We start from the raw sequence: 17,332 nt of genomic DNA, 5'->3' as shown, positions 1-17,332 counted from the left end.
ATGCCCGCAAGGATCCTCTATGTGGATGACGAGGACGATATCCGCGAAATCGCCCAGATGTCGCTGGAGCTCGAGCCGGAATTCGAGGTGCGGTGCTGTTCTTCGGGCATGCAGGCGCTGGCCGATGCCGCTGAATGGCGACCCGACCTCATTCTGCTCGACGTGATGATGCCAGACATGGACGGGCCGGAGACGTTGAGGCGCCTGGCCGAATCTCGGCCGACGGCGTCGATACCAGTGGTATTCATCACCGCGCGCACCCAGACGCATGAGGTCGAACGCTACCTGGCGATGGGGGCTGTAGGGGTGATCGCCAAGCCGTTCGACCCGCTTGCGCTTGCCGGTGACGTCAAAAGATTGCTTGTGCCACGCGCCTGAAACGACGGTTGGTTTAGGCACAGAGCGCAGTCTGGCTGCAGCCTGTGCGATGCCGTTCACGGCTCCTATACCATGTCGTCTTATTCATCTACTGATTGTGCTGAGATCCAGGCGTCTCGAATCAGGTTGTCTATGATCGCGCGGCATCGGCGGACGTCGGCGAGAGATTTGAGAAGAATGTGCCTGTCTGCATGAACCGCATTGGCGGATGTCGGTTCATGGATCAATCACTCCGGGGGGCTAGCGGCAAACGAGGCGCGAACCGGAGCAAGGCTGGTGAACGGAGCGAAGGCAAGAGTTCTGATTTGCGATGACGATCCCTTATTGCTCGAACTGATGGAATTCAGGCTCAGGGCGAAGGGATACGAAGTCATCAAGGCGGTAGACGGGGCGGAAGCGCTCACGAAGGCGGAGCATGAGGCCCCGGACATCATCGTGCTCGACGCGATGATGCCCAAGGCCGACGGCCTGGAGGTTCTTGCCCGCATCAAGAGCGATCCGGTTTTGTCCGAAATCCCGGTCGTCATGCTGACCGCCCGCAAGGGTGAAAAAGACATCGTCTCGGCCCTTGAGAAGGGGGCCGACGACTACCTTGTGAAACCCTTCATTCCCGAGGAACTGCTGGCCCGGCTTGCGCGTCTGCTGGCGCGAAAGAGCGGGAAACGCTGATGCGGCGAGGCCGGCGCGCCATCATTGCCGCATGCGTATTCCTGGCGGTTGCCGCGGCGCCTGCCGCGGCGCTGGCCCAGACGGTTGACGAACTCTACGCTTCCGGCGTCAAGGCCAGGCAAGCCCAGCATTTCGACGAGGCGGCGGAGCTGCTTCGGCGTGCGCTGGCGCTCAAGCCCGACAATGCCGACGCCCTGGTGCAACTCGGCTTCGCCGAGCTTGGCCGCAACGATCTGCCGGCGGCGCGCGAAGCCTTTTCCAGGGCGCTTTCGCTGGCGCCGGCCTATCTCGATGCCAGCTTCGGCTTGGCTGAGGTCGAATTCCGCTCCGGCAATCTCGACGCCGCGCTGCCGCTCGCCGAAAAGGTCTCGCGCGCCGAGCCCGGCAATGCCGACGCGGCCGTGCTTGTCGCCAATATCCGCGAGGCCCAGCAGGCCGGCAGCAACAACGCGAAGCCTGCGACCGCGGGGAAGAAGCCGCTCCCGCCGCGGCCGGATCCCGTTGCCGGCCTGATGGAGGAGGGCCGGAGATTGCGGGCGTCGGGACAGTTGCCCGAGGCGGAGAAGGCCTACCGCTGCGCGCTCAGGCTGGCACCGCAAAACACCGACATCCTGGTCGCCCTTGGGCTGGTTGTGGGCTCCAGCCAGAGATTCGACGAGGCCGGGCAGTTCTTCGACCAGGCGCTTGCCGAAAAGCCCGGCCTTCTCGACGCCCGCCTCGGCAAGGTCCGCCTGGCGATCTGGCAGGGCGACGTGCCGCGCGCACGCGCTATGATAGACGATTTGCTTGGCACCGCGCCTGGCAATTCCGAGGCGCTAGGCCTCGACGCGCGGATTTCCCTGCTCGAGCAGGATTACACGCGGGCCGAGCAGTCGTTTCAGCGGGTGTTGGCGATCGATCCGCGCAACGCCGAGGCGCTGGTGGGGATCGGCGATGTGCGCCGCGCCCGTGGCGACGACGACGCCGCGCGCGACGCCTACCGGCAGGCGCTTGCCCTTGAACCCGGCTCGCGCGATGTCGACCAGAGGCTCGCCGCGCCGCCGCCACGCAAATGGCGGCTCGATGTCGGCAGCGAAGTGAGCGATCTCACTGACGGGCTTGGCGACTGGACCGACAGCTCGGCCGGCGTTGCCTATCGGCTCACCCCGCGGACGACCATTTCGGGCCGTACCCGGATGGCGACCCGCTTCGGCCACACCGACCTTCAGATCGAAGGCCGCATCGACCAGGCGTTCTCGCCCACGGTCTCAGCCTATGCGCTGGCGGCCGCGACGCCGGATGCTGATTTCCTGGCGCGCTATTCGGTCGGCGCCGGCGCGTCCTGGCAGGTCATGGCGCCAGCAAAGGCGTTCGGCCCATTCTCTCTCAACATCGACACCCGCTACGACGATTTCGCCAACGTCGACATCACCACTATCTCGCCCTGGGTGCAGGGATATGTTCTCGATGGCCGGCTCGGGCTTTCTGCCCGATGGGTGCACGCTGACGACGATATCGGCACGCGCGCGGATGGCTATGTGCTGCGCGCCGATCTTGCACTCACGCCGGGCGTCAATGTGTTCGGCGGTTACGCGGATGCCCCCGAGATCTCCGACGGCACGCTCGTGCCGACGCGCACCGTCTTTGGCGGCATCTCCTGGGACGTTGCCGACCCGCTGACACTGCGCGCCAGCCTCGCCCATGAGCAACGCCCGACATTCGACCGAACCATATTCGGGCTCGGCCTAACCACGCGGTTCTGATCATGTTGTACATCTGGTACCTGTCCATCCTGCTCAGTGTCCTTTCCCTGGCCATCATGCTTCTGCTGATCGTACGCCGGGTGCTGCACGAGCGCCGGGGGACGGCGGGCGCCGATCAGCGGCGCCTTCTTCTGACTGCGCTGATCGCTTTCACCGAAAGCCGGGATCGCGCGGCATTGGAGGCGGCGCTGCTTGCGGTGCCGGCGAGGGTGGCGATCGATGCCGGCTTCGAGTTCATTTCGCTGTTGCGCGGCGAGGAGCACGACGAGCTCCTTTCAGCCTTCAACGAATGTGGCCTGCCGACGCTTGTCGGCACCCAGCTGGAAAAAGGCAACGGCGCCGAACGTATCCATGCGGCCGAGATGCTGGCGGCGCTGCGTTCGGAAAACGCGGTGGCAAGCCTGCTTTCGGCACTCGACCGCGACCGCTCGCGCGACGTCAGGATCGCCGTCGCCATCGCGCTCTGCGATGTCGGTGCCTTGCCGCCTCTCGTCATAACGCTGCGCAAGATCGGCGTGGCGGGGCAGCGCTCGCGGCGCCTAATCGAACTTTTCAGGCGCTTTCCGTCAAAGCGGTTCGACGAGCTCAGGGATTACGCCGGGCGTCAGGACGCGGTGCCTTTCATAAGGGCGGCCGCGATCGACGCGCTTGCCCGCGGCGGCAACTTCCAGTTTGGGGAGTTCTTTGCCCGCGCGGCTGGCGATCCGTCGCCGGAGGTCGCCGCAGCCGCATTGCGGGCGCTCGGCCTGACCGGACATGCCAACGCGCCGGCCATCCTGATCAAGGCGATGGAAAATGGCGGCTGGGACGTACGAGCCGACGCTGCGGATGCGGCAGGCCGCCTCGGCCTGTCCGAACTCGCCGCGCCGCTGGCGCAACTGATGGACGACGAGGCATGGACCGTGCGCTATGCCGCCGCCAACGCATTGCGCTCGTTCGGCCAGCAGGGCGAACAGGTGCTGCGAGAGATCGCCGCCAGCGAGGTCTCGCGCAGCCAGCGCACGGCCTCGCTGATCCTTGCCGAGGGGCCGGCCGCCTGATGTTCGACTGGAGCCAAGAGATCGTTCTGGGTGCCTCCATCCTGTCCTGGTTCATCATCGGGGCAGGGCTGGCGCAGACGGCAGTCTACCTGCTGCAGCTCGTCATCGCCGCCTACGCGCTGTCGAAGCGCCCGCCGGTCGCGCGTTCGGCACTGCTGTGGCACCGTTATGGCGACGTCGCGCCGCCGATCGCGCTGCTAGTGCCCGCCTACAATGAGGAAGTGAACGTAGTCGAGAGCGTGCACTCGATGCTGGCGCTCGAATATCCGAATTTCGAGGTCATCGTCATCAATGACGGCTCGAAGGATCAGACTCTGCAGCGCCTTGTCGAAGGCTTCAAGCTGGTGAAATTCCACCGGCCCTATGAGGAGACCCTGACGCACAAGCCGATCCGCGGCCTCTATTCCTCGCCGATGACCGAACGGCTGTTCGTTGTCGACAAGGAGAATGGCGGCAAGGCCGATGCCCAGAATGCCGGCGTCAATGTCTGCCGCGCGCCGCTGTTTTGCGTGATCGACGGCGATTCCATCCTCGAGCCCGATGCGCTCATGCGCGCCGCGCAGCCCTTCATCGACGATCCGGAGCGCACCATCGCGGTGGGCGGCACGATCCGGATCGCCAACGGCTCTAGGATCGAAGGTGGCAGGGTGCGCGAGGTCCGGCTGCCGAACCGGCTGTTGCCGCTGCTGCAGGTGGTCGAATATCTGCGCGCCTTCCTCATGGCGCGGCTTGCCTGGAGCCGCATCAACACGTTGATGCTGGTGTCCGGAGCCTTCGGTCTGTTCCGTCGCAAGGAAGTTGTGGCGGTTGGCGGCTTCACCAGTGGGTCGATGGGTGAGGATTTGGACCTCGTGATCAAGCTGCATCGCCACATGATGGACACCAAACGCAGATACAGCATCCAGTTCATTCCGGAGCCGGTGTGCTGGACCGAAGCGCCGGAGTCACTGCGCGTTCTGGCAAGGCAGCGCACGCGCTGGCAACGCGGTTCGCTCGAATGCTTCTTCCGTTACCGCTCCATGCTCTTCAACCCCCGCTATGGGCGTGTCGGCTTCCTCGGCTTTGGCCACATACTGATTGTCGACGTGCTTGGGCCGATATCGGAGGTGCTGGGCTATGTTCTGATCCCGGCCTTCTGGCTACTCGGCATCCTTTCGACCGAATATCTGTTGGCGTTCACGTCGCTGGTTTTCACCTACGGCGTTTGCGTGAGCGTGTGTTCGCTGGTCCTCGAAGAGGCCGAGCTTCAGCGTTTTCCGCGCGCGCGGGATCTCGCCGTGCTCACGGCCGTGGCTGTGATCGAGAATTTCGGCTACCGCCAGCTCAACAATTTCTGGCGCGTGAAGGGTTGGTGGCAATTCCTGCGGGCCGACCAGAGCTGGGGCGAGATGACCAGGACCGGCCTGACTGGCTCGAAGAAGTGAGCCCCATCGGCTGAGTCACTTCAGCGTCCGCTCGATCTCCATAATAAGCGCATCGAGTGCGGTGTGCGCAGCCCCGTCATCCGCCCGTTCGATCAGCAGTGTTTCCAACACTGATGCCCGCGCGCTGATCTCCGCAAAGCCGAACGTTCCCGCGGCTCCGGCGAGTGAGTGCGCGGTCGGAATCAGCGAGTCGTTGGAGCCCGGTAGCGGGCCTTTATGGCGCGCCGCCTTCAACTCCGTCAGTTGAGCGGCGCACCGGGCCAGGAAACGCTGCCGTAGCGGGGCGAAGGGATCTTTCAAGTTGGGAGGCGCTCCACGGCTGGGTTTCAGAGGCATTCAAGCAGAAAACTCGGTCGAGTGGAACGAACTGGTTGTCACCCACGCTCCTATCCGAGTGGAACTGGCAGTGGGCCGCATTGACCCAAATGCGATTGCGCGAGCGGTTCGCAAACGGCAGCTTCGCGCCTAGACGGAGACATCGGATCGTCACTGTTGGCGAGCGACGCGATGGCAGACTGCTAGGCTTTGAGCCATCCGCCGACAGAGATTGTTTGTTCTGTCTAGGTACGCAACGAGGTCGCCTGCGGAACATCCGCTTGCTGATGACTTCAGCCTGGAAGCTGACCGTCAGCTCGCGGCCCCAGAACGGACGTTCGGCACTTCGACTCCCGATGTCAGCTTTCCACCTATGTCAGCCATTGGCGGGAAAGCTTGGGTCGATTTGCGTCTTGTTCAAAGGCCTTGCCAGTCAGATCGTCTCCTTGACCCGCTCGGACAGAAACGCCGGCAGATCGGCAACCGAGTCGAGAACGACGTCGGCGATCGATGACAGCGATTCACGCGTGCCGGTGCCGGAGAGCACGCCGACCGCCAGGCCGCAGCCGCCGGCGCGCGCCATTTCGAGATCGTGACGGTTGTCGCCGACCATGGCGATCTGCGCCGGCCTCAGGCCGGTCAGGTCTGAGAAGGCGAGGATCGTGTCCGGCGCCGGTTTCGGATTGGCCACGGCGTCGTAGCCATAGGCGGCATCGAACAACTGGGCGACGCCCAGCGTCAGCAAGGTTTTCTCCGCACCGCTGGTCGAATCGTTGGTGGCGACGCCGAGCCGGTAGGATTTCCTGTGCAGCGCCGTCAGCGACTCGACGATGCCCGGCAGCGCCACCGCCATTGCCGAGCCTTTCACCGAGGTGATCTCGTTGAAGCGGGCGACGGCCAGCATCTGGTCTTCGTCGGACAGGCGCGGAAACCACAATTCGACGACATCCATGTTGGTGCCCGACGCAAAGATGGAATCGGGCTTGAAGCGCTTGGTGGCAAAATCGAAGCCTGCCGCCGCCAGCAGTCTGTCGGCCTTCCAGCGGTCGCCTTCGGAGGCGTCCATGGCCATGAAATCGGCGATGCCGAGCCATGTCGCATTGAAGTCGACAAGCGTGCCGTCCTTGTCGAACAGAATTCCCTTGATGTCCGCCAAATTCTTCACTCCGAGCCACGCAATTGGTGGATGTGTCCCACCAGACCGGCCGTCGAAGCGTCACGCTTTGCGGCATTCTCCTTGCCTTCCACGACAGGCAGCAGCCCGGTCGCCAGTTCCTTGCCGAGTTCGACACCCCACTGGTCGAAGGAATTGATGTTGAACAGCGTTCCTTCGACGAAGACGCGATGCTCGTAGAGCGCGACCAGCCGGCCGAAGGTGCGCGGGTCGAGCTTCTTGTAGAGGATCGTCACCGAGGGCCGGTTGCCGGAGAAGACACGGTGCGGCGCGATCTTGTCGACATCGGCCGGCTTCATGCCTTTGGCCAGCATCTGCGCGCGGGCTTCCTCCAGCGTGCGGCCCTTCATGAAGGCTTCCGACTGCGCCAGGCAGTTGGCCAGCAACAGATCATGGTGATGCCGGAGGTCCGGCTCGTGGCCGACGGCGGCCGCGAGGAATTCGACCGGAATGACATCAGTGCCCTGGTGCAGCAACTGGAAGAAGGCGTGCTGGCCGTTGGTGCCGGGCTCGCCCCAGACGAGCGGGCCGGTCGGCGTGGTGACGGGGCCGCCGTCGAGGGTGACGCTCTTGCCGTTCGATTCCATGTCGAGCTGCTGCAGATAGGCCGGCAACCTGGACAGACGCTGGTCGTAAGGGATGACGGCGCGGGCCGGATATTTGCAGATCACCCGATGCCACCAGCCGATCAACCCCATCAGCGCCGGCAGGTTTTTCGCCAGCGGCGCGGTGCGGAAGTGCTCGTCCATGTCATGCGCGCCATCAAGAAAGGCGCGAAAGTTCCTTGGCCCAACGGCGATCATCACCGGCAGGCCGATCGCGCCCCACAGCGAGTAGCGGCCGCCGACCCAGTCCCAGAAACCGAACACGCGGTCGGCTGCGATGCCGAACTTCGCCACCAGGTCGAGCGCGGTGGAGACGGCGACGAAATGCTTGCCGACGGCGTCCTTGCCGAGTGCCTTCTGCACCCATTTGCGCGCTGTTTCGGCGTTGGTCATCGTCTCGACCGTGGTGAAGGTCTTCGAGGCGACGATGAACAGAGTGGTTTCGGCGGACAGGCCCTTCAACGTGTCGTGGATATGGGCGCCGTCGATGTTTGAAACATAGTGCGCGCGCGGCCCATCGTGATAGGGCGCCAGTGCCAGCGTCGCCATGGCCGGGCCGAGGTCGGAACCGCCAATGCCGATGTTGACGATATCGGTGATCTTCTTGCCGGTGGCGCCGGCCGCCTTGCCGGAACGCACGGCGTCGGCGAAAACGCTCATCGCATCGAGCACGGCCAGCACATCCGCTTTGACGTCCTGACCGTCGACCGTGACGCCCTTGCCGCTGAGGTTGCGCAGCGCGGTATGCAGCACGGCGCGGTCTTCGGTGATGTTGATCTTCTTGCCGGAGAACATCGCGGCGCGGCGGCCTTCGAGATCGGCGGCGCCTGCCAGCTTCTCCAGCATGGCCATGGTTTGCGCATCGACCGCGCATTTCGACCAGTCGAGCAGCAGGTCGCCATCGGTGGCGGAGAATTTTTCGAAGCGCTTGGGATCGGCGGCGAACGCCTCGCGCATGCTGCCGGTTACCGCCGCGCGCTGTTCGCGCAAAGCGACGAGCTGTTTGTCGAAGGACGATTGATCCACTGGCGGGCTCCTGACGCTTTTCGACACATCTTATCAGACCGGATGTTTCCGGCGCGTGTCGTCGCGTCCTTCTATTGAGCCGAATTCCATTCGTTTCAATGCGCGCGATGACGCAGTTGCGTCATGCGGGGATGACGCAGTGCAGCATGACGGGATGGCGCGCGGGCGTCGGAAGGCGCGACGACGCTGCGCGTCGCGCGGGGGATGCAGCGGTGGGATGCGTGACGACGCGACGACGCTGCGCGTCGCGCGATGGATCACTGGCATAAATCCCAGAGATCAGAAAAATTGATTGGCGCAACCCCTTGTACCACGGTTACGTTCGGCTGGTCCAACCAAGCAAAAAAGGTTGGCCATCGAGGAACATCTTCCATGCCACAGCGTAACGACACGGCCATATGGTCCGGCCTGTTCCGGATTTCGGCGGAATCCGGTCAGACCCTGCAGGCGCAGATCCGCCAGGCGATCGTCGCCGCCATCCTCGACCGGCAAATTGCCGCTTCGATGCCGCTTCCGTCCTGCCGGATTCTGGCCGAAAAGCTCGGTGTCGCCCGCGGCACCGTGGTGCTGGCTTTCCAGCAGCTGGTCGACCAGGGCTTCCTGGTGGCGCGCGAACGGCGTGGCCATTTCGTCAATCCCGACGTGCTGGCGACACCGGCCAAGCCGCACCAGAAGGCGCCCGACCAGGCCAATGAGATCGACTGGAAGGCGCGCCGGCAGATCGCCGCCAGCGACATGCCGCCGCCGGCCAAGCATGACAACTGGATCAAGTCGTCCTATCCCTTCGTCTACGGCCAGTTCGACCCGGCGCTGTTCCCGACCGCCGAATGGCGCGAGTGCAACCGCATGGCGCTGGCCGTGCTCGAAATCCGCAACTGGGCCTCAGACATGGTCGATCGCGACGATCCGCTGCTGATCGAACAGATCCAGGCGCGGCTGCTGCCGCGGCGCGGCATCTTTGCCAATCCGGACGAGATCATCGTGACCTTGGGCGCCCAGAATGCGCTCTACATGCTGGCCACGCTGCTGATGACCAAGGGCTCCAAAGTGGCAATGGAAGATCCCGGCTATCCCGACGCGCGCAGCATTTTCCGGCTGGCGGGCGCCGAGATACAGCCGGTTCCGGTCGACCAGTCCGGCATCGTAACCTCTTCCATTCCCAACGATTCCGGCTTCGTCTTCGTCACGCCGAGCCACCATTGCCCGACCATGGTGCCGCTGTCGGCGGAGCGGCGGCAGGACCTTCTGGCGCGCGCCAACCGCTACAACCAGATCATCATCGAGGACGGCTATGACAGCCAGCTTCTCGACGAGGCGCCGCAGCAGGCGCTGAAGAGCCTCGATCGCTCCGGCCGCGTCGTCTATGTCGGCTCGATGTCGAAGACGCTGGCTCCCGGCCTGCGGCTTGGCTACATCGTCGCGTCTGCCGGGTTGATCTCCGAACTGCGCGCCTTGCGCCGCTTCATGCTGCGCCATCCGCCGGCCAACAACCAGCGCGCCGTTGCGCTGTTCCTGTCGCTTGGCCATCACGAGGCGCTGGTGCGGCGTCTGTCGAGCGCCTTCGACGAGCGGCGCAAGCGTCTGGTCCATGCGATTTCCGCCTTCCTGCCGGAATGGCGCTCGACCGATTCCGCCGGCGGCACATCGCTCTGGCTCGAAGGGCCGCGCGGCACCGATTCTCGCGGGCTGGCCGAGGCAGCGGCCTCGCGCAGCGTCATCATCGAACCCGGCGATCGCTTCTTCGACCGCAACGAAAAACCTTCGCGTTTCATGCGCTTGGGCATTTCCTCGATCGCGCTGCAGCACATCGAGCCCGGGATCCGCGAGTTGGCGACTGCGGCCGGGCGTCGACCGGCAGCGGCCTGATAATCCGGATCTGCAACGGGGCCGGAAACGGCCCCGTTTTTCTTTAGCACTCTGGCATATGCGACGGGGGCCGTTGGCCCATAGGCTGTGCCAATGTCGGCGGCATAGTCGGAGGCATAAAGGGGACGAAGCAGGCCGATGGTGGACCAACCACCGCCTCCCGCTTCGCAGCTAAAGGTGGAGTGCCTCCATGTCAGTGGCTCTTGAGAAGCAGGAAGCATCGACGGACCAACGTTCGCGACGCTCCGGCGGCCGCGAAGCGCGCCGCGCCATGCGGGCTGCGCCGCTGGCCGACGATATCAGGCCGGTGCGTGCCGGCCTTGAAGGCGGCAGCTACGGACCGCTGACCGAGAACGACCAGGAGCGCATCCACGAAGCGGTGCTGACCCTTCTGGAGACGGTCGGCTTCGCCAATGCCATTCCTTCCTGCATCGAGGCCCTGACCAAGGCGGGTGCGACGCTTGGCGACGATGGCCGCTTGCGCTTCCCGCGCGGCCTGGTCCTCGAAACGATCAAGACGGCGGCGCGGCATTTCACCCTGCACGGCCAGGATCCCCGGCACGACATGCTGATCAAGGGCAAGCGCGTGCATTACGGCACCGCCGGCGCTGCCGTGCATCTTGTCGATGTCGAAAAGCGCGAATACCGCGAGTCGCTGCTGCAGGACATCTATGACGCCGCCCGCATCGTCGAGGGGCTCGACAACATCCATTTCTTCCAGCGGCCGATGGTGCCGCGCGACATTCCCGATCCACTCGATATGGATTTCAACACGCTCTACGCCTGCGTAATGGGGACCTCCAAGCATGTCGGCACCTCGTTTACGGTGCGCGAGAATGTGCAGCCGGCGCTGGAGATGCTTTACGCGATCGCCGGCGGTGAAGAGAATTTCCGCGCCCGGCCGTTCGTGTCGAACTCGAACTGCTTCGTCGTGCCGCCGATGAAATTCGCCGAGGACGCCTGCGGCGTGCTCGAAGCCTGCGTCGAGGGCGGCATTCCGATCCTGCTTTTGTCGGCCGGCCAGGCCGGCGCAACGGCGCCGGCGGCGATTGCCGGCGCCGTTGTGCAAGCGGTGGCCGAAGTGCTCGTCGGCCTCATCTATGTCAACGCCATCAAGCCCGGACATCCGGCGATCTTCGGCACCTGGCCGTTCGTTTCCGATCTCAGGACCGGGGCCATGTCCGGCGGGTCGGCCGAGCAGGCGGTGCTGACCGCGGCCTGCGCGCAGATGGCGCAATTCTATGATCTGCCGGGCGGTTCGGCCGCCGGCATGACGGATTCGAAATTGCCCGACATCCAGTCCGGCTACGAAAAGGGCATCACCGATGTGATGGCCGGCCTTGCCGGCCTCAACCTGGTCTACGAATCGGCCGGCATGCATGCCTCGCTGCTCGGCTTCTGCCTGGAAAGCCTGATCATCGACAATGACATGCTGGGCCACTGCCTGCGCTGCGTGCGCGGCATTGAGGTGACCGACGAAGCGCTGTCGATCGACACCATCGCCGATGTCTGCCTGAAGGGGCCCGGCCACTATCTCGGCAACGAGCAGACGCTGCGGCTGATGCAGACCGAATATTTCTACCCGGCCGTCGGCGACCGCTTTTCGCCGAAGGAATGGAACGAGAAGGGCAGGCCCGACATCCTGCAGCGGGCCATCATCGAGAAGAAACGCATCCTCGCCGAGCGCTTCCCGCGCCATGTGCCAAAGGCGATCGACGACAAATTGCGCGCCCGCTTCGGCGAGATGATCAAGCTGCCGCGCGGCAATATGGGCGGCTGAGCTCGTCCTGCTGGACAGTCAGTCGGCGCTCAACCCATAGCGCTCAACGACCTCGGCGCTGATCAGCTTGGCATGCAGCGTCATCAACACGATTTGCGCATCGAAACTGTCGCCGGCCTCGAGTGCTGACTCGATCCGGCGCTCCGCCTCAAGCCGCCGCTCGGTGCCATTGGCCTGCTCGAAAGTTTGCGGGCCGGCGATGCAGTAGCTGAACAGTTGCGCCACGGATCGATAGGCGTCTGGCAATGGCTCTTCGGGCCAGTGATCCTTCATCAGATTGACTATGGTGAGCTTTACGCCCTCCGGCACCAAAGCGGGATGAAGGTCGGCGCCACGCAATGCCGTGTCGAGCTCCCTGAGGTCGCCCGAGCGGCCGAACATTCCGAGAAATCCGAGCGAAGAGCGTCGTGTCGTCATTGATGGTCCTGTCCGTTTCCCAGTCAATATGGGAACCGCGCGTTCGGAAAGAAACCGAATAGGACTCACCCCTGCTTGATCGTCCTGGCACATTCCTCAAGCAGCTTCAGCGCTCCAGCAAGACCCTCGGTGCGAAAGGTGAGCGGCTGTTCGACGCCGGTTACGCGCACCGTCATCGACCCGGCATCGGCGATCGCCTTCTGCTCTTCCGCCGTCAGCGCGTTGTCGATGTCGGCGATATAGTCGACGGTGGTCATGGCCGTCATTTCCAGCGGCTGGTCGGCGCCCTTGAGCTGCAGCGTCACCGTGACCGGCACGTCCTCTTCCTTGAAGGCACCGGGCCACAGGAAGACCCGTATGACGATCCGCTCCGAGTCGCGCGTGCGGCCAAATTGCAGGCCGTTGTAGGGCGTTGCAGCGAACTCGACCGGATCACGGTTGGTCGCGTTGCACCAGCGTTCCGCAACGACGACAGTCCAGCCGCCCGCCGTCACGGGAAAGTCGGTTGCAGAGGCGACCGACGACACGAGCGAGGCTGCCAGGGCGATTGCCGCCCACAACAGCCTTGCCCGGCGGCTTGCGCGGCGGAACCCGCCGCTCAGTGGTTGTCCCTCGGCACGCCGCTGGTGTGCGCGACATCCTGGTATTTCACCGCTGGCTTCAGCACCATGCCGGCCGAGAACTGGTCGACCATGCCGCGCTGGATCTCCTGCCATGGCGTCTGGTGCTTGGGGTAGTGGTAGCCGCCATTGTTTTGCAGTTCGGCGCGGCGCCGGGTAATCTCGTCGTCGGTGACGAGGATGTCGGCGGTTCCTTTGCGTAAGTCTATGCGCACACGGTCGCCGGTCTTCAGCAGTGCCAAGCCGCCGCCGATGGCAGCTTCCGGCGAGGCGTTGAGGATCGACGGCGAGCCCGATGTGCCCGACTGGCGGCCATCGCCGATGCAAGCCAGCGCATGGATGCCCTTCTTGATGAGATAGGCCGGCGGCTGCATGTTGACGACCTCGGCTCCACCGGGATAGCCGATCGGGCCCGCGCCGCGCATGAACAGGATGGTGTGTTCGTCGATGCCTTGCGCCGGATCGTCAATGCGGGCGTGATAGTCCTCCGGCCCGTCGAAGACCATGGCGTTGCCCTCGAAGGCCTCGGGATCCGCAGGGTTGGACAGATAGCGCTCGCGGAATTCGGGCGAGATACCGCTGGTCTTCATGATCGCCGAATCGAACAGATTACCTCTAAGGTTGATGAAACCGGCATTGGTCTTCAGCGGCTTGGCGACGGAGCGGATGACGTCGGTATTTTCGTTGGCGACGCCCTCGCAATTCTCACCGATCGACTTGCCGTTGACGGTGCGCGCGCCGGGATGCGGCAACAGCCCGCCCTTGATCAGCTCAGCCACCACGGCCGGCACGCCGCCGGCATGGTGATAGTCCTCGCCGAGATACTCGCCGGTCGGCTGCAGGTTGACTAGCAGCGGCACGTTGAGGCCGATCGCCTGCCAGTCGTCATTGTCAAGCTTGACGCCGAGATGGCGGGCGATGGCATTGAGATGGATCGGCGCGTTGGTGGAGCCGCCAATGGCCGAATTGACGACGACGGCGTTCTCGAACGCCTCTCTGGTCATGATGTCGGACGGCTTCAGATCCTCATGCACCATCTCGACGATGCGTTTTCCGGTCTCGTAGGAAATCTGACCGCGCTCGCGGTAGGGCGCGGGGATGGCGGCCGAGCCCGGCAATTGCATGCCGAGCGCCTCGGCCAGCGAATTCATGGTGGTGGCGGTGCCCATGGTGTTGCAATAGCCAGTGGACGGCGCCGAGGACGCGACGATGTCCATGAACTCGTCATAGCCGATCTCGCCGGCCGACAGGCGCTGGCGCGATTCCCAGACGATGGTGCCGGAGCCGGTGCGCTTGCCCTTGTGCCAGCCGTTCAGCATCGGGCCGACCGACAGCGCAATCGCCGGAATGTTGACGGTGGCCGCGGCCATCAAAAGCGCGGGCGTGGTCTTGTCGCAGCCGATAGTGAGCACGACGCCGTCGAGCGGGTAGCCATAGAGAATCTCGACCAGGCCGAGATAGGCAAGGTTGCGATCGAGTGCCGCGGTCGGCCGCTTGCCGGTTTCCTGGATCGGATGGCAGGGGAATTCGAAAGGAATGCCGCCCATCGAGACGATGCCCTCGCGCACGCGCTTGGCCAGTTCGATGTGGTGGCGGTTGCAGGGCGACAGGTCCGAGCCGGTCTGGGCAATGCCGATCAGCGGCTTGCCCGACATCAGTTCGGCGCGCGTCAGCCCGTAATTCAGGTAGCGCTCCAGATAAAGCGCCGTCATCCCCGGATTGTCTGGGTTGTCAAACCACTCCTGCGAGCGAAATTTCTTCTTTCTGGTGGGGGCGCCGGCCATCATGGTCTCCATATTTGTAGGACAAATCGATATGACAACGCGCGGATGCAGGCAAGGGGCACCCGCGGTCCGAACCCGCACTTTGGTGCGATAGACATATCAGCGCCCCTGCGCTAGGGCTTCGGACCTGTCTTTTCGGGGAGATTTTGATGGCTTTGGTGATCGAAGGCGAGGAACGCATCGCCGCACCCCTGCAAAAAGTATGGGAAGCACTGAACGACCCCGAGGTGCTGAAGGCGACGATTCCCGGCTGCAAGAGCCTCGACATGAAATCACCGACCGAGATGACGGCGACCGTTGTGCTGAAGATCGGGCCAATCAAGGCGACGTTCAACGGCGAGGTGACGCTGAAAAACCTCAACCCGCCGAACTCCTACACGATCCAGGGCGAAGGCAAGGGCGGCATCGCCGGCTTCGCCAAGGGCGGCGCCGACGTCACGCTGACATCAGACGGGCCGGATGCGACGATCCTCAAATACGCGGCCAAGGCCGATGTCGGCGGCAAGATCGCCCAGCTCGGCAGCCGGCTGATCGAGTCGACCTCGAAGAAACTGGCCGGCCAGTTCTTTTCGAGCTTTGGCGAGAAGGTCGGCGGCTAAACCCCTCCCCCTTGAGGGGATCACTCAAAGACGATGCTCGGCACGGCAGCTGCCGCCGCGCCGCGTTCCTCGTTGATCCGCTCCCAGACCTTTCCGGCAATATCGCGGTAGATTTTCGCCTCGGGACCATCGGGTTTCGAGACGACCACCGGCGTGCCGGCGTCCGAGCTTTCGCGAATGCCCATTTCGAGCGGCACTTCGCCGAGGAAGGCGACGCCGAGACGCTCGGCCTCCCGGCGGGCTCCGCCATGGCCGAAGATGTCATAGCGTTTGCCGGTATCGGGGGCGATGAAATAGCTCATGTTCTCGACGATCCCCAACAGCGGAACGTCGACTTTTTTGAACATGTTCAGACCTTTACGGGCATCGATCAGGGCCAGATCCTGCGGCGTCGAGACGATGACGGCGCCGGCCAGCGGCACCTGCTGGGCCATGGTCAGCTGGGCATCGCCGGTGCCGGGCGGCATGTCGACGACCAGCACGTCGAGCCGGCCCCATTCGACCTCGCGCAGCATCTGCGTCAGCGCCGACATCACCATCGGGCCGCGCCAGATCATCGGCGTCTCCTCATCGACGAGGAAGCCCATCGACATGACCTTGAGCCCGTAATTCTCCATCGGTTTCAGGATCTTGCCGTCGACGGTCTGCGGCCGACCATGGATGTTCAACAGTCGCGGCATTGACGGGCCGTAGATGTCGGCGTCGAGCACGCCGACCCGCAGGCCGTTGGCGGCGAGGCCAAGCGCGATGTTGACGGCGGTGGTCGACTTGCCGACGCCACCCTTGCCGGAAGCCACCGCGATGATCGCCTCGATACCGGGCACGCCGCGCTTGCCTTGGCTGTGCGAAGCAGGAGCGTGGGGCGCAGGCCGCGGGGCGGCCGGTGCTGCCGGCGGCGCAGGCCTGGGGGCGGGGCGCGCCGGGACCGAGGCCTCCATGCCGCCGCCCTTCTTTTCCGCCGTCAGCGCGACCACGGCCCCGGCAACACCGGGGATCGCTTTCACCACCCGCTCAGCGGCGGCGCGCAGCGGCTCCATCTCCTGGGCGCGCGCAGCGGGCACGGTGATCGAGAAGAAGACCTTGGAATCGGCAATGAAAATCTCGGAAACCATGCCGAGGTCGACGATATTGCCGGTGAAATCCGGGCCATTGACCGTCTTCAGGCGCTCGGTGACGATTTCCTTGGTGACTGACATGGCAGTTTTTCCTTACGCAGCTTGCGCCTGAGATAATGCAGTTCCCCGACAGAACCAAGCCGTGGAGCAATGGCTGCCCCGGCGCGCCCGTAAAAACGACGGGTCTTGTCGGACTTCGTCCCCGCCAAACGTCTTCCAGATGATCGCATGCCGGTGCGGCCAGCAGCCGACAGTCGTCAAACGATCGGAGCGACCTATTTCAATGACCAGCAAGACCGACAGTCTGGGAAGGAGACGACCATGCTCGCAAACAGCAACGCGACGGCCAATCTGGCGGTGAAAGACCTGGCGAAGGCCAAGGCCTTCTATGAGGGGACGCTTGGCCTGAAACAGGTGCATGATGAGGGCGGCGAACTGATCGTGTACAAAAGCGGCGACACCGCCATCAACGTCTATCATTCCCAATATGCCGGCACCAACAAGGCGACGGCGGTGACCTGGATGGTTGGCGACGACATCGGCAATGTGGTCAAGGCGCTAAAGGCGAAGGGCGTCACCTTTGAGCACTACGACATGCCCGGCCTGACGCTGGAGGGCGATATCCATGTCGGCTACGGGATGAAGGTCGCCTGGTTCAAGGATCCAGACGGCAACATCCTGAACCTTGTAGACAGGTAGGTTTCGGCCGCGATCTCGGGTGCACAAGGCGATTTTGGGTAAGGGCGCCAGCACCGGCTGGCGTAGCCGCCTCGCGCCG

The 17,332-nt window shown here is 64.0% G+C and carries 16 protein-coding genes; 9 read left to right on the top strand and 7 right to left on the bottom strand.

The window, feature by feature from the left end:
- From AC1DVW_RS07680 to AC1DVW_RS07660, 5 genes are all read left to right on the top strand, one after another.
- Entirely contained in the window at positions 1-378 is a 378-nt protein-coding gene (locus AC1DVW_RS07680; RefSeq protein WP_477241410.1) for a response regulator, read from the top strand.
- Between the two features lie 276 nt (positions 379-654).
- The gene (locus tag AC1DVW_RS07675) at positions 655-1,047 is read left to right on the top strand and encodes a response regulator transcription factor (protein WP_477322215.1); all 393 of its coding nucleotides are present in this window, start codon (positions 655-657) and stop codon (positions 1,045-1,047) included.
- Positions 1,047-2,789 carry a YaiO family outer membrane beta-barrel protein gene (locus AC1DVW_RS07670; RefSeq protein ID WP_477322213.1) on the top strand — a complete coding sequence of 581 codons (1,743 nt, stop codon included), beginning with the start codon at positions 1,047-1,049 and terminating at the stop codon, positions 2,787-2,789. The genes AC1DVW_RS07675 and AC1DVW_RS07670 overlap by 1 nt, the downstream gene beginning before the upstream one ends.
- 2 nt (positions 2,790-2,791) lie before the next feature.
- Positions 2,792-3,829 (top strand): HEAT repeat domain-containing protein, encoded by a 1,038-nt coding sequence (locus AC1DVW_RS07665; protein WP_477322211.1) that lies wholly within the window; start codon positions 2,792-2,794, stop codon positions 3,827-3,829.
- A complete protein-coding gene (locus AC1DVW_RS07660; RefSeq protein ID WP_477322209.1) occupies positions 3,829-5,253 on the top strand; it encodes a glycosyltransferase family 2 protein in 1,425 nt (474 codons plus the stop codon). Before AC1DVW_RS07665 ends, AC1DVW_RS07660 begins: the two co-directional genes overlap by 1 nt.
- Positions 5,254-5,268: 15 nt before the next feature.
- Here the strand turns inward: AC1DVW_RS07660 and AC1DVW_RS07655 are convergent, their stop codons facing one another.
- The 3 genes from AC1DVW_RS07655 to pgi all read right to left on the bottom strand — a co-directional run bounded on the left by AC1DVW_RS07655 (position 5,269) and on the right by pgi (position 8,337).
- Complete coding sequence (locus tag AC1DVW_RS07655; protein WP_477241400.1) at positions 5,269-5,553, bottom strand: Hpt domain-containing protein; 285 nt, start codon at positions 5,551-5,553, stop codon at positions 5,269-5,271.
- Positions 5,554-6,001: 448 nt separating this feature from the next.
- Positions 6,002-6,724, bottom strand: a complete 723-nt coding sequence (locus tag AC1DVW_RS07650; protein WP_477241398.1) for an HAD family hydrolase — start codon at positions 6,722-6,724, stop codon at positions 6,002-6,004.
- A gap of 5 nt (positions 6,725-6,729) precedes the next feature.
- Entirely contained in the window at positions 6,730-8,337 is a 1,608-nt protein-coding gene (gene pgi, locus AC1DVW_RS07645) for a glucose-6-phosphate isomerase (protein ID WP_477322650.1), read from the bottom strand.
- A gap of 408 nt (positions 8,338-8,745) precedes the next feature.
- Here pgi and pdxR point away from each other — a divergent pair, with 408 nt between their 5' ends.
- Together pdxR and AC1DVW_RS07635 are read left to right on the top strand one after the other, a co-directional pair.
- On the top strand, positions 8,746-10,239 hold the full coding sequence (gene pdxR, locus AC1DVW_RS07640) for a MocR-like pyridoxine biosynthesis transcription factor PdxR (RefSeq protein ID WP_477241394.1): 1,494 nt from the start codon (positions 8,746-8,748) through the stop codon (positions 10,237-10,239).
- A gap of 190 nt (positions 10,240-10,429) precedes the next feature.
- Positions 10,430-12,019 (top strand): trimethylamine methyltransferase family protein, encoded by a 1,590-nt coding sequence (locus AC1DVW_RS07635; RefSeq protein WP_477322207.1) that lies wholly within the window; start codon positions 10,430-10,432, stop codon positions 12,017-12,019.
- 18 nt (positions 12,020-12,037) lie between these two features.
- On the opposite strand, the gene AC1DVW_RS07630 is transcribed toward AC1DVW_RS07635, so the two are convergent.
- The 3 genes from AC1DVW_RS07630 to AC1DVW_RS07620 all read right to left on the bottom strand — a co-directional run bounded on the left by AC1DVW_RS07630 (position 12,038) and on the right by AC1DVW_RS07620 (position 14,840).
- A complete protein-coding gene (locus tag AC1DVW_RS07630) occupies positions 12,038-12,436 on the bottom strand; it encodes a hypothetical protein (RefSeq protein WP_477322205.1) in 399 nt (132 codons plus the stop codon).
- 65 nt (positions 12,437-12,501) lie between these two features.
- The gene (locus AC1DVW_RS07625) at positions 12,502-12,996 is read right to left on the bottom strand and encodes a hypothetical protein (RefSeq protein WP_477322203.1); all 495 of its coding nucleotides are present in this window, start codon (positions 12,994-12,996) and stop codon (positions 12,502-12,504) included.
- A gap of 38 nt (positions 12,997-13,034) precedes the next feature.
- On the bottom strand, positions 13,035-14,840 hold the full coding sequence (locus tag AC1DVW_RS07620; protein ID WP_477241386.1) for an IlvD/Edd family dehydratase: 1,806 nt from the start codon (positions 14,838-14,840) through the stop codon (positions 13,035-13,037).
- Between the two features lie 149 nt (positions 14,841-14,989).
- Between AC1DVW_RS07620 and AC1DVW_RS07615 the strand changes: the two genes are divergently transcribed.
- Positions 14,990-15,439 (top strand): SRPBCC family protein, encoded by a 450-nt coding sequence (locus AC1DVW_RS07615; protein WP_477241384.1) that lies wholly within the window; start codon positions 14,990-14,992, stop codon positions 15,437-15,439.
- 20 nt (positions 15,440-15,459) lie between these two features.
- Here AC1DVW_RS07615 and AC1DVW_RS07610 read toward each other — a convergent pair whose 3' ends face one another.
- The gene (locus tag AC1DVW_RS07610; protein WP_477241382.1) at positions 15,460-16,635 is read right to left on the bottom strand and encodes an Mrp/NBP35 family ATP-binding protein; all 1,176 of its coding nucleotides are present in this window, start codon (positions 16,633-16,635) and stop codon (positions 15,460-15,462) included.
- Positions 16,636-16,875: 240 nt separating this feature from the next.
- Between AC1DVW_RS07610 and AC1DVW_RS07605 the strand changes: the two genes are divergently transcribed.
- Positions 16,876-17,253, top strand: coding sequence for a VOC family protein (locus AC1DVW_RS07605; RefSeq protein WP_477322201.1), 378 nt, complete (start codon positions 16,876-16,878; stop codon positions 17,251-17,253).
- Positions 17,254-17,332 lie beyond the last annotated feature (79 nt).

This window comes from Mesorhizobium sp. P3_B5 (genome assembly GCF_056402815.1).
This window is presented reverse-complemented; position numbering and strand designations above follow the sequence as displayed.